Annotated in this window: 9 protein-coding genes and 1 riboswitch; of the genes, 2 read left to right on the top strand and 7 right to left on the bottom strand. The window is 66.1% G+C overall.

From position 1 onward, the window contains the following. Nucleotides 1–79: 79 nt before the first annotated feature. Nucleotides 80–190: riboswitch (guanidine-I (ykkC/yxkD leader) on the bottom strand. A 333-nt stretch (nucleotides 191–523) separates the two neighbouring features. After that, nucleotides 524–2,314 carry a peptidoglycan-binding domain-containing protein gene (locus QA639_RS06635; RefSeq protein ID WP_050385208.1) on the bottom strand — a complete coding sequence of 597 codons (1,791 nt, stop codon included), beginning with the start codon at nucleotides 2,312–2,314 and terminating at the stop codon, nucleotides 524–526. Nucleotides 2,315–2,583: 269 nt separating this feature from the next. Then, on the bottom strand, nucleotides 2,584–2,808 hold the full coding sequence (locus QA639_RS06630; protein WP_157344439.1) for a hypothetical protein: 225 nt from the start codon (nucleotides 2,806–2,808) through the stop codon (nucleotides 2,584–2,586). 51 nt (nucleotides 2,809–2,859) lie between these two features. On the opposite strand from QA639_RS06630, the gene QA639_RS06625 reads away from it, so the two are divergent. Then, nucleotides 2,860–3,297 (top strand): hypothetical protein, encoded by a 438-nt coding sequence (locus QA639_RS06625; protein ID WP_028332906.1) that lies wholly within the window; start codon nucleotides 2,860–2,862, stop codon nucleotides 3,295–3,297. 76 nt (nucleotides 3,298–3,373) lie between these two features. Here the strand turns inward: QA639_RS06625 and QA639_RS06620 are convergent, their stop codons facing one another. The 5 genes from QA639_RS06620 to QA639_RS06600 form a co-directional block, all read right to left on the bottom strand. Next, on the bottom strand, nucleotides 3,374–4,075 hold the full coding sequence (locus QA639_RS06620) for a hypothetical protein (RefSeq protein ID WP_157344437.1): 702 nt from the start codon (nucleotides 4,073–4,075) through the stop codon (nucleotides 3,374–3,376). A 73-nt stretch (nucleotides 4,076–4,148) separates the two neighbouring features. Further along, a complete protein-coding gene (locus tag QA639_RS06615; RefSeq protein ID WP_157344435.1) occupies nucleotides 4,149–4,724 on the bottom strand; it encodes an invasion associated locus B family protein in 576 nt (191 codons plus the stop codon). Continuing rightward, nucleotides 4,721–9,082, bottom strand: a complete 4,362-nt coding sequence (locus QA639_RS06610; protein WP_157344432.1) for a beta strand repeat-containing protein — start codon at nucleotides 9,080–9,082, stop codon at nucleotides 4,721–4,723. The genes QA639_RS06615 and QA639_RS06610 overlap by 4 nt, the downstream gene beginning before the upstream one ends. A 336-nt stretch (nucleotides 9,083–9,418) precedes the next feature. Next, the gene (locus tag QA639_RS06605; protein WP_157344430.1) at nucleotides 9,419–10,471 is read right to left on the bottom strand and encodes a helix-turn-helix domain-containing protein; all 1,053 of its coding nucleotides are present in this window, start codon (nucleotides 10,469–10,471) and stop codon (nucleotides 9,419–9,421) included. 729 nt (nucleotides 10,472–11,200) lie between these two features. Beyond that, entirely contained in the window at nucleotides 11,201–11,794 is a 594-nt protein-coding gene (locus QA639_RS06600; RefSeq protein ID WP_244978574.1) for a LysR substrate-binding domain-containing protein, read from the bottom strand. 373 nt (nucleotides 11,795–12,167) lie between these two features. Between QA639_RS06600 and QA639_RS06595 the strand changes: the two genes are divergently transcribed. Beyond that, nucleotides 12,168–12,785, top strand: a complete 618-nt coding sequence (locus tag QA639_RS06595; RefSeq protein ID WP_157344588.1) for a GNAT family N-acetyltransferase — start codon at nucleotides 12,168–12,170, stop codon at nucleotides 12,783–12,785. Nucleotides 12,786–12,924: the final 139 nt, after the last annotated feature.

Below are 12,924 nucleotides of genomic sequence, written 5' to 3'. Positions count from 1 at the left end.
TGCCGATCCCTCTTGCGAAAACTTCACAAAAAGGGACTGGCGAAAAGACCATCGCTCCGCCAATCCCTTGGCTGACGAGGTCTCCCGGGCTTTTATCCCGCCGTGCACCTGCGGGGATGTCTCCCCCGCAAGCGGCTGCTCTCGGACCAGCACCTTGCTTGGCAAGATCGGAACCCTAGCGGCCAACTCGACGCCATTGATGCACGAGGCGTGCCAGCGGGCCGGCAATTGAATCTCATGAGATTTTTCCGCGCGCACGGCGCAGCCACGACGGTGTCTTGCTCAAAGATTGCGCAGACCTGCTCAGAATTGGCTCTGTCCTTTCGCCACCGGCATCAGCAGGATCACGCGATGGCTGATGTCGAGTGGAGTTCGATGCGCAAGCTTCTGAGCGTTCTGTGCGCCGGCCTCTGGCGCGGATTGCACGGCCGGTTCGGCCTGGTGCCGAAGTCCGAACTAAAAGACTGATCGCAAGATCGCAAAAAAGAGCCCCGCTCTGCAGCGGGGCTCCTGCACAGAGATCCTATTTCCGATCGGAGTTTTGCGCCGGCGTCTGCGGGCTCTGGCCTGAGCCTGACGACGGCGGATTGTTGTTCTGGTTGGGCTGGCTGGACTGCGTGTCCCGGCCGGCATTTGGCTGGTTGCCGCTGCCCTGACCGACGGTCGACTGGTTCTGCGGTGCAGCCTGGCCCGTCGTATTCTGCTGCGGGGCCTGCTGCTGAGCGGACGGTTGATTTCCGCTCTGGCCGGTTGTCGACTGGTTCTGCGGCGAGTTCGCCTGACCCGTGGTCTGCCCGGTCGTGTTCTGCTGGGCAGGTTGCTGAGTGCCAGTCTGGCCGGTCGACTGGTTCTGCGGCGCGTTGTTGGTCTGACCGGTCGTCTGTCCAGTCGTGTTCTGCTGGGTGCGGCTCTGGCCGACCGTCGACGATGCGCCCGCGCCCTGACCGATCCGATCCGACAGGCCGAGTGCGGTCACCGTGCGCGTGTCGACGCTGCCGCTGGTCGTGATGCCCTCCTGACGCTGGAAGGTGATCAGCGCCTCGCGGGTCCGCGATCCCAATACGCCGTCGGCCTCGCCGACCAGCAGGCCGCGGTCGATCAGCACCTGCTGCACCTCGCGGATCTGCTGCGGGTTCAGGTCCATCATCGCAACGCTACCGCCGCCACCACCGCCACCGCCGCGATGGCTGAAGCGCGTCCGCGGTCCGACCGGGACCACGTCGACGACGCGGCGCTCGCGATCGAGGAACACGACTTCATCCTCGACGACGAAGAAGCTGTCGTCGCGATAATACGGGAACGCATCGATCAGCGCCGGGAAGGCGGCAACCGACACCGCGTTGAACCTCCGCGGCACCACCACGCCCGGATTGACCGCGAAGTTGATCGTGCTGACGTTGACGCGCGGCGCGTTACGCGCCGACAGCACCGAGCGCTGGATCGTGCTCTGCTGCTGCGCGGTCACGGTGCGCCCGGCCTCGGTCTGGATCGTGGCGTTCGACTGGGCCTGGGTCTGAGCGGTTGTCCCGGCTTGTCCCTGGGCCTGACCGGTGGTCTGTCCGGAGTTCATCCGGTTTTGCGTCGTACCGGACTGCGGAGCGGCCGCGCCCGTGGTCTGGCCGGCTCGCGTATTCGGCGCTGCCGTTGTGCCCTGGCCGGTGGTCGTGTTCGCGCCCTTTGCCTGGCCCGTGGTCGTGCTCTGGCCGGTCGTCGTGCCCGCCTTGCCTTGAGCCTTGTCCTGGGCCGTCCCCTGACCGGTCGTGGTGCCCTGGCTGCGGTTCGCGGCGTTGGCGCGATTCTCCGGCTGCTGCTGGCTTTGCCGCGTCGTGGCGCTGCCGCGTTCGCGGGATTCAGATCGGCCCATCTGCTCGCGCTGGCTTCGGCTCTGGCCGACGGTCTGCTCCTGCCGGCTCTGGCTGCGCTGCCCCTGCTCGGCGCGGCCGCTCTCGCGGGCCTGGCCGGTGGTCTGGCTGCGCTCGGCCGCACCGCGGCCCAGCTGACCTTCAGCCCGACCGCTCTCTCGTGCACCCTGGCTTTCTCGTGCGCCCCCCTGGCCGCGACCGACCGTCATGCCTTCGCTTCGCGATGCCCCGGGACCGCCATGCATTGCGCCGCCGGAACTGCCGGCCGACGAGCCTGCGGAGCGGCCGTGTTCACCACCGCCACCGCTCCCGCCCGCGCCGACGCTTCCGCCACCACCCATGCCGCCCCCGCCGCCGCCCTCGCGCATGCCCTGCGCCGAAGCGAGACTGACGCCGGCCAACAGCACGGCCGTCGTCAGCAGAAATTTGCTCTTCATGATCTTGCTCTGCATTACCGATTCCTCCTGCAGTTTTGCGGCTGCCGAATTGCGAAGCCGGCGCCAAATGGCCCGGCACGCTCCGCACCGCGGCCGCGCTCCAACAAAGCCGGCGAACGACGCGACGCAACGGCGCGCGCGTCTCACCGGTGAACTCTGAGAAAACAGCGGCGCCGCCCGCACCGTTCCTAGACACCGCCGCGACGCGACATTTCGCGCCAAGGGAACACCACATGTTCATCTTGAGTTCATCTTGAGCCAGCGGCCCGACGTCTGATCGCGCTTCAGGAACCGATTGCCACGCTTTCCCGTTTTGAATCGACGTGTGCGTTCGTCGTCATGACGATGGTCAGCGAGCTCACGCGGATCATCGTCCGCTGCGACTGGCGCTGGATCGGAACAGGTTCCGTTCGGCTTTGAACATTTGCTTCGCCGTCAACGGCAACGCTGCTGCGCCCACCTCGCTGCCAGGCCCGGATCGTTGCAGGCGTGCGGCCATTCGCAACCAATGCCACTCTCCTCCGTTGACCGGCTGGGCAATCATCATCGAGGAGGATCACATGAGGAAAACAGGCCTTGTTCTTGCAACCGTCGGTACGCTTGGGGTGAGCGCCATCGCAGCCCCGGCTCCCGCCGAAGCACGGTGGGGACACGGAGGTTGGGGTGGCGCGCTCGCAGGCGGACTGATTGCCGGCGCAGTCATCGGTGGTCTCGCCTCGTCAGCCTACGGCTATCCCGGCTATGCCTATGGTTACGGCTACCCCGGCTACGGCTACGGTTATGGCTATTCGCCCGCCTATTACGGGTACGGCAGCTATGCCTATGACGACGGCTATTACGCTGCGCCGTATCGTTGGGGCGGCGGCTATACCACGACATATTATAGCGGATACCGGCCGGCCTATTACGGCTACCGCTATCGCCACGTGGTGCGCCCGGCATACGCCTACTATCGCGGCGGCTATCCGCGCTGGCATCATCGCTGGCGTCATTGGTGAAATCGCCGAGACCGGCGCGGCGCCGCCAGCCGGGCTGACTGGGGCCGACAAGGGTCGACCGGGTTGAGCGGCAGCGTTACCCGGCGACCCGCAGCGCGGTCACCGCGACGCAGGCGTTGCCTAACGGAATCAGCACCACCTGCGCGCCGTTCGGCAGCGCCATCGTCGCGAGATCACCGAGCGTGCCGGTCTGTCCGTTGAGCTTGGTGAGCTCGGCGGCCACCGTCGAACAGCTCTCCGTCCGCGGCGTCACCCGCACCAGATTGCCTTCGCAGGACGATCCAACCGGCGCGGCAAACACAATGCCGGCGGCCTGCTGATTGGCGGCAGGGGTGGCTTGGCCGCCCGGGTTCGGTGCGAGCGCGACCAGCGACTGCACCGAATGCGAATTGCCGGCCTTGGCGTCCCACTGCGACTGCGCGGTGTAGTTGGAGTTCATCGCGAGGCCGCGGCCGAGCGTCCCGAACAGATTGGCGCAGGTCACGATGTTGCCCTGCCGCGCGTGCTCGTCGAACACGGTCGGTTGCTGGCCCGCCTGCTGCGGCGGAACGGAAGCCGCGGCAGACGGCGGCGTCGGCGCTTCCTGCGGACGCTGCTTGTGCGGCTGCGGCTTCGCGGCGGCGGCGGGCTTTTTGGCCGGCGCGGGCGTCGCCGGCTGCAGCGGCATCGGCTGCGACTGGGCCGGCTGCATCTGCTGGGCATAGCCCACGACGCCGGCTGCACTGAGCGCCGCCACGACGACCGCCGTGAAAATCAGGATGGGGGTCTTCAGTCGCATCGGCGTATTCATCCTCTCGTCCCGCACTTCGATGCGTCGCTCCGGCTTCCGGATCCGCATGCAGCCTGTTGTCTCATTTCAGCTTCGCCAGCACACCGGACAGTCCGTCCAGCGGCGCCTCCAGCACGATCGGCCCTTGCGGCAGCTGATAGGACACGCGGCACGGCGTCGCCGCGCGGATGTGCCGCCTCAGCACGTTGCCGATCGCGACCGTGGCGAAGCAGAAACTGGCATCGCAGCGGTCGGTCTGCGCGACGATGCGGTCCGGACTGTCGCCCATCGCGAGCTCGATCTGCGCGCCGACCCCGGCGGCCGCGGGAATCCGCATCGCCATCAGCGGTTTGCCGTCGGCGGTCGCGATCAGCGACCAGTTGAAGGCGATCGCGCCCTGGGTGTTGACGATCGATTGCGTGACGTTGCAGACGCGGCGCTTCGATTTGAGACTCTCGTCGCAAATCAGGGTCCAGTTCTTGAACGGCTGGATCATCCGCCTGAACTCGCCGAGCGTCTCGCCCTCCGGCACCACGACGTCCGACGGCTTCACGGCGTAGGCGGCAGGCGGCGCGCCCTGCGCGACCGCGTTCGCCGCCGCCCCGAGCCAGATCGCCAAAGCCAGACACGCCAGCCGCCTCGTCGCCGTCAGGGTCAATTGAGCGTCAGGCTCACGCCGGCGCTGACGCCCCAGTCGCCGCCGGCGGTGGTTGCCGCCGCGTTGGTGCGCAGCTTGCCGTTCTCGCTGGTGTAGCCGATGCCGAAGGCGAGCGCGCCCTGGCTGCGCCAGACGCCGCCGCCCGCCGAGGCGCTCACCTTGCCGGGCCGGTCGTCATAGCGCAGCGATGCCGCGGCCATGCCGATCGCGGCCGCACGCCAGGCGTCCTGCCGCACCTCGCCGATCTGGCCGTTGAGCTGCTGGAACGCGCTGTTGAGCTGGTTGACGTTGACCGCATCGGTGCCGGCAACGCCCGGCGCCACGTTGCTGATCGTCACCGGCGCCCCATTGCCGCTGTTCAGCGTCAGCTTGTTGGTGGTGCCGCCCGAACCGTCGGAGTCGTAGCGGATCGAGCTCGACGCAACCGCCTGGAGCTGGCTGACATTGACCGCATCGGTCGCCGCCGAGCCCGCGGCAACGTTGGTGACACGGCGTTCGGCGCCGGATGAGCCGACCGACACTTCGCCGGTCGCAACCCCTGCGACGCTCTTGCCGACCACAGGCGTATAGGCCGCATCGCTCAGATTGGCCGTGGTGGTGGCGTTGGCGCCGAGCGCCAGCGAGTTGGCCGCCGTCGCCTTGGCACCGGCGCCGATCGCGACCGAATTGTCGGCCGACGCCGCAGAACCGTTGCCCATCGAGATCGCGTTGGCCCCGCTCGCGACCGACTGCGGTCCGATCGCGACGCTCTCGGCGCCGGTCGCGATGGAATCCGCAGCGGTCGAATTGGCGTGGAAATATTTCACGCCGCCGCCGGTCGAGATGTTGCTGACGGTGGTGTAGAGAGCGGCGAGCGAGGTATTGGTGGCCCAGAGCTGCGAGCCGTTGATCGCATCCGTCGAGGTCTGGCTGATCTGGCCTGCGGCCACGTTGGTGATGGTTCGCTCCGCACCGGCGCTGCCGACACTGACGGTCGAAGTCGGCGTCGTGCCGGCGAAGTTGTAGGTGGTGCCGCCGATCGAGGTGCTCGACGTCGCGACCACCGCCTGTGTGGTCGAATTGGCGCCGAGCGCAACGTCGCCGGCCTGCGCCGTCGCCTTGGCGTTGGGACCGAGCGCGACGCTGGTCGGGTTGGTGGTCTGGGATCCGGCGCCGATCGACACCGACTGGACGCCGCTCGCCTGCGCGCTGGTTCCGAACGCAATCGAATCGGCGAAGCTAGACAGCGAATTCTGACCGATCGCGATGCCGCCGGGGGCGGTCTGCGCCACGGTTGCGCCAAAGCCCATGCCGATGCCGTTGTCGCCGTTGACCACGGTCGCGGGGCCCACCGCGACCGAATTGTTGCCGACCGCAAGCGAGTCGGCGAGCGTCGAGTTGGCGTGGAAGTATTTCGTCGTCGTGGTCGCGAACGAGGTCAGCGCGCCGGTCAGCTGGCGCACGGTGACGGCGTCGCTGTCCTGGGTGCCGTCGGCCACGTTGGTGATCTGCCGATAGCTCGTCGCATTGCCGACCGACACCGCGCCGAGCAGCGCGAGATCGGTGGTGTTGTAGGGGATGATGGTGCCGCCGATTGTGCCGGACGCCGGCGCGAGCGCACGATTGGAGATCGACCCCGAACCGAGCGCGACGCCGTCGACGACCGTGGCCTGGGTGTTGAAGCCGAGCGCGGTGGAATTCGCCGCCGTCGCCGAGGCCGCCACGCCGGCCGCCATCGAGTTCACGCCGGTCGCGCCATTGTTGTTGTAGTTGGCCTGCTGCGTGCCGCCGTCATTGACGCCATAATAATGCGTCAGGCCGTTGCTGACGACGGTCGACAGGCTGTCGATCGCGGACGTCGCGGCGAACAGCTGCGAGCCGTTGATCGCATCGGTCGAGCCGTTGCTGACCCGTCCCGCCGAGACATTGGTGATGGTGCGCTCGTTGCCGACCGAGCCGACGCTGACCGTCGAGGTTGGGGTGGTACCGGCAAAGCTGTAGGTGGTGCCGCCGATGACCATGTTGGCGGTTTGAACCGCCGCGGTGGTCTGGCTGCCCGAGCCGAGCGCGATGTCGTTGGCGTTGGCGGCGGTGGCGCCGTTGCCGATCGACACCGAGCCGCTGCCGGTCGCGGTCGACACCGGTCCGATCGCAACCGAGTCGGTGCCAACAGCGTTGGAATCAGCCAGCGTCGAATTGGCGTGGAAATATTTGATGCCGCCGCCGGTACTGATGTTGTTGACGGTGGTGGCGAGGCCGTCGACCGCCTGGTTGGTGGCCCAGAGCTGCGAGCCGTTGATCGCGTCGGTCGAAGCGTTGCTGATGCGGCCCGCCGCGACATTGGTGATGGTGCGCTCGGCGCCGAGCGCCCCGACGCTGACGGTCGAGGTCGCCGTCGTACCCGCAAAGCTGTAGGTGGTGCCGTTGATCACCGTGTTCGGCGTGTTGACAGCGGCAGCGGTGACGCTGCCGGAGCCGAGCGCGACATCGCCGGAGCTTGCCGCCGCCGTGGCGCCGTTACCCAGTGCGATATTGCCCGCAAGACCGGCGGCGCCCGCCGTCGAGCCGTTGCCGAGCGCCACCGAGCCCTGCCCGATCGCTTTGTTGTTGTTGCCGATCGCGACGGCGCCGGCGGCCTGGTTGGCGGCGGTGGCGCTCGCCGTGCCGTCACTGTTGGCAATGTTGTTCGCGCCCCCGGTGAAGGCGCCGGTGCCGCTGGCATAGCTGGGATCGCCGATCGCCACGGCGCCGTTGCCATAGGCGACGTTGTTCGCGCCGATCGACACGGCCTGACCGCCGGAGGCCACCGCATTGGTGCCCAAGGCCACCGCGTTGGCGGAACTGGCCGCGGCATTGTTGCCGATGGCGATGGCGCTTGTAGCCGACGCATTGGCGCCGATGCCGAGTGCGGTACTGGCGATTCCGCTGGCGCTGGCGCTGACGCCGGCCGCGAGAGAATTGTCTCCTGTCGCGTGCGCTCCAGACCCGAATGAGGAGGAGTTTTGGCCGCTGGCAACGGCTGTGTTGCCAACCGCAGTGCTGGCGGCGGCACTCGCATTTGAGGCAGTGCCGATCGCCAGCGAACTTGTGCCGGCGGCACTGGCTCCAACGCCGGTCGCGAGCGAACTGATGCCGGCGGATGCCGCATTGTTGCCGATCGCGATGCCGCCCGTCGCTGCACTGTTGACGACCGCGCCCGATCCGATCGCAACCGAGCCTCCGGTACTCAGCGCCTGCGCCTGATTGCCCAAGGCAACAGCGAAATCCGCCGACGCCGCGGCGAGATTGCCGGCCGCCAGCGAGCTGGTACCTGACGCGACCGACTGGATGCCAACAGCGGCGGCGTTGCCGCCGCTCGCATTGGCAAGGTATCCTAGGGATGCGCTGCCGACCGCGGAGGCTTTCGCCCCGTTACCGATGGCGGTGGCCTGATTTGCCGAAGCATTGGCCGACGTTCCGAAGGCGCTGGCTCCTGTCCCTGTCGCTGAAGCGCTTGGGCCGACGCTGGTCGACCAAGCCCCCGTGGCGGCGGAACCGGTGCCAAGCGCAACAGCCTCGAACGTGAAGCCGGCAGGCGCGGTCCCGCTGGCATTGGCATTCGTGCCGATGGCGATTGGAGACCCGCCGCCGACTCCGGCGTTTGCTTTGGCGCTGACGCCGATGGCCGTGCCCGAACCGTTTGAAGATGAGGCAGCGGAGGACAATCCAATGGCGATCGAGGCGCCACCGGAGGCGCTGGCCGTCGAGCCCAGCGCCAAGGCACCCACGCCATTTGCAGTGGTGTTGACGCCAAAGGATGAGGATCCGTCCCCGGTGGAGTGCGCGTTCCCACCGATGGCGAGGGCGTTCGTGCCGGTCGCGTTCGCAAACACACCCATACCGATCGCATTCAAGCCATTCACGGAGTTGGAATAGCCCACGATGATCGAACCGTCGCCGGTTGCGCTGTTCGAATCGCCGATCGCCACGGAGTTCTGGCCATTCGCATTGGTATTAGCGCCAATGGCGGTCGAGGTGGCGCCGGCAGCATGGGCGCCGCAACCAATAGCAGTGCTGCCTGCAGTTGCAGCAGTGGGATTGGTGCAGTTGGCGGGATTGCTCAAAACCCCGTTGCCGATGGCAACCTGCGCGAACGCCGCCTGCGGGGTCATGACTCCGGCTATCGCCAGCATCGCGACGACCGCCCCACCGACTCCGAGCGACCCAAGCCCGAGCCGGTCGCGCTTCACGCCGAGCGTCCGATGCGCCTGGCGCAGCACGGCCAATAGCCTGCGCCGCCGCGAAGCGCTGTCCGCCTCGCCCGATGCGACCCAGTTCCGGACGAAGCCGGAGCGGCCATGACGCTTCAGCGATCTTGTTGAGTTGTGTGCGACAGCCATGGTGCGCCCCTTTCGCGACATCTTGAAAAGACGCCGGAGGCGACGCGCCATGGACCGGGCCGACGCGCGGGCCCGCCGGCCGCACGCGCGAAAAAATAACGATGATCGTACGCACGATCATCGTCCCGTCCTGGCCAACGATGTGTCGAATTCAACGAGCGCATCTAGCCACCCAGCGCTCGCTCGACTGCCCCATCAATGTGCCCCGAGTCGTCATGTCGCAAAATGATAGACACAATTTTGCCAGCGTCACTCAGCAGGCCGTCCAAATATCACGCAGATCGTCTCACAAGTTGAATGATCGGCCGATACACCGTGAGGTGTTTTATCGAAATTTCAACCGTTAGTTGATCGACGGCGCATGCGTTCGCGCATCTCGCGCGGGCTGACGCCGAATTCGCGGCGGAAGGCGCGGGCAAAATCGGACGCCAGCTTGAAGCCGTGGCGATAGGCGATCTGCTGCACCTGCCTGTCGGCGGACGAGACAAGTTCTGCATGTGCCGCGCGCAGCCGCTTGCGCAGGATGTAGCCGGCAACGCCGCCGACGCTCTCGAATGCACGGTAGAGGGCAGAACGCGAGATCCGCAATTGCAGCGCGATGCGGTCCGGCGTCAGATCGAAATCGCCGAGATGCGACTCTATATAAAGACGCGCACGCTCGAACAGCACCGACTCGACCGCGCCGCGCGCCTGCTCCAGCCGGTCCGAAGAGAGCTGGATGCATGCGGCGATCATCTGCGCGGTCGCCCGCCCCGCCTGCCTCAACTCCTCTGCGGACATCAGGGTGATGCGCGTTTCGAGCCGGTCGAGATAATCGGCCAACAATTCGATCAGATTGCCTTCGAGCAGAATATTGCAGACAGCGTCGAGCTGATCGGCCACATCGGCGAACGATCTGCGCGGCAAGCCCAGCACCAGGCCGTCATAGTCCGTGATGCTGCCGTGGAAATCCTCGTCGAGCGAGATCAGGAACATGGCGCCCGGCCCGGCGTGAATCCGCCGCTCTGCGCTCTCGAAGCGGGCTTCGCCGGAGCGCACCCGGTACAGCCACCAGATGTCGACCGGCGCGCCATGCGACGGTTTGATGACGCGGGCGAATGATTGCGCGGCGAATCGCCCCGAGGTGAAGACGACATCGGCCATGTTGCAGGTCAGGTACTCCACCAGGAACCCGTGCGCAGGGCTATGACCTTCCGGTGGCGCAACGTCGACCAGCGAAGCCATCCGCGTTTTCCAGACCTCGAACTGCTCCGAGGGCGGATAGTGTCGTGTCGAGAACAGCCGCGGCGGCGCGGGGGTTACATCCCTGATGTTCCGCGGCTCGCGCGGCAAGGGAACGTGTTCCAGGCGCTGCGCTGCGTGTGCCGGCGTCTTGTCGTCTTCTTGCATGTACTTTCGTGCCCCGTTGGCGCGAACGACGAACGTCGGCTCAACGGAGGCGCATTCCCAAGGTTGCGTCGCCGGCCGCTCACAGACCGGCGAATTTCGGGGAGACAAGGAAGAGGCATTTCGGGAATCGGACATCGACGGCTTACGCCGGCCGCTCCCGATAGGGTTGACGCAGGTGCCTCTGGCAGTCGTGCTCGCACATGGCGTTCATCATCGTCGCGTCATTGCCGTGTCCGGCTCGGATGCTCCGTCACGGTCGGCTCGATTGATCTAGAGAACAATCTGCGCGAGAACCAGAGGGGCGGCAACGCGCGTCGTGCAGAAATCCAAAATTGCGTTCATGCGATGCGATCGGGCAACGCATCATCGCAGAGTCTTCGGAAAATTTTCTCGATCTCCGCGTCTGGAGGAAACGCATGTCGCTGCGAAGGCGCGACCTAAGCACGGTAGATGTCATATCGAGAATCCCACGCATGATCGCATTGCGAACGCTCGTGCCCGATCATGCGGCAATCCACCGCGTGCGACGTGAATGCAATCCCATACGCATCGAGCACGCGCGCGGCATACATGCGCGCGCACGCTGCGGCATTCACACGTGAGCGTCGAGATGACGAAAGTCACAAGTGCCTGTCGATTTTTTTCGGCGAGCACTACGTCGCAGGCGGCTCGCGCCGTCCCGCGAAATCATGTCGAGCGCAACGCGAGAGAAAACCCTGCGGTTGTTGCTCAAGCCTGCACGCGCGCGGACTTCCTGTACTGCGCGGTTTCGGCGCGCAGCAGATCGCAGAATTGAAGTGCGAGACGGCTTCGCGGCCGCTGCGAAGGAAGCAGCAACATGGTGGCGATCTCCAGTCGTGGCACGAACGGCTTGAGTACAATCTTGGAGCTTGCAAAATCCCGGGCCACGATCGGGTCGACGATCGAGAAACCCAGTCCCTGCGCAACCAGGGCACAACGCTGCATGCTGTACTGGATCTCCGCGACCGTCTTGATCTCGACCTTGGCCTCATCGAGGATGCGCTCAAAGCGGGATCGATGCGGTGCGCTCGGGGAAGCTGCGATCATGGGCTCTCCCCGCAGATCTTGCGCTGCGATCGATCGCTTCGAGCGCAACCGGTGCTGGCGGGGTAAGACGCAGACCGCCTCCGTTGTCATGAGGAGTTCGTCGTCGACCGCGGCAAACCCCGCCTGCGGCCGCGCCAGTCCGACGTCGCATTGTCCCGAGGCCACCAGGCTCCAGACGCGCTCGGGGCTGTGGACGGCCACGGATACGACGATGCCGGGATTCTTCCTCAGGAAGCTGCTGACGATCTGCGGCATCAACGAATAGGTGAACGCCGGAAGACACGCGATCCTGAGCGTCCCGCTGCCGCGCTCGCGAATGCCGCGCGCGGCGCGCGCCAGATACTCGAGGCCGGCCTGGTTTCTTTCGACCTCGCGCAGGAATATCTCGCCTTCCGGCGTCAGCGTGACGCCGCCTCGCCCGCGTTCGAACAACGCAAAGCCGATCTCGCGCTCGAGACGTGCGATCGCGCGGCTGATGAAAGGCTCAAGGCGGCCTTGGTGATTCCGTTGTGGCGCACGACCTCTCGAAACAGGTCAACATGTCTTGGATTCAGGGGCATGACCAATTTGCATATGAACTGGTGTTCCAGTCATTTGACGGCATGCGCATCGGGTGCGTCAATACGGCATGTACCCGTCGAGCAACCATGCAAGCTTCGCCACCGACCGCATCCTGTTGACCAGGATCACCGGCCCGGAGTCTTCGCGCGCACAGCAGCTTCGCGAGGCAGCGATGCTGCGGCGGCTCGATCGCGGCACATCTGACCGGCCGAATACCGCGCGCCTGGCGGCGGGACGGGACCAGGTCGACACCGCGGCCGCGTTCGCAATCGAGGCCGCTGGATCGGGAGACCTGCTCGGCGTGTCCGGGTTCGGCGCGATCGACCGGCACGAAAAGCGGGCGACGTTCGCTCCAATCTGGAGCATCGGACGACTGGATGAGGCCGCGCTCGTCAGTCACGTTGCACATCTCATGACGCGGTATGCGTTCGAAGTGCTCGTCGTCGAGCGGGCCGAGGTGCATCTGGACTGGCGCCTGAGGCACATGCTTGATCTCCACGCCAACCTCGGCTTCCGCTGCGAAGGCAGGCTTCGCGCATATTTCGCAGCCGATGAAGAGCCGTCCGGCGATGCTGCGGTCCTCAGCGTGGTTCGCTCCGAATGGCCCTCCGTTGCGCGTCGGCAGCGCGGGGTTCTCGCCGGCGAAACGTGGCGCTACCGGCTTCCTTCCGACCGCCCTCCATAGCGGCGGCCAAGCTCGGACAAAACGATGTCACGAGAATGCGGATGTGTGACTCACAGATCGTGCAACACACTCACCGTCGTCCCGGCGGAGGCCGGGACCCATAACCACAAATGCTGCTTATCCGCGACGTTGGAACGAC

This window comes from Bradyrhizobium pachyrhizi (genome assembly GCF_029714545.1).
GTDB classification, from domain to species: domain Bacteria; phylum Pseudomonadota; class Alphaproteobacteria; order Rhizobiales; family Xanthobacteraceae; genus Bradyrhizobium; species Bradyrhizobium pachyrhizi.
This window is presented reverse-complemented; position numbering and strand designations above follow the sequence as displayed.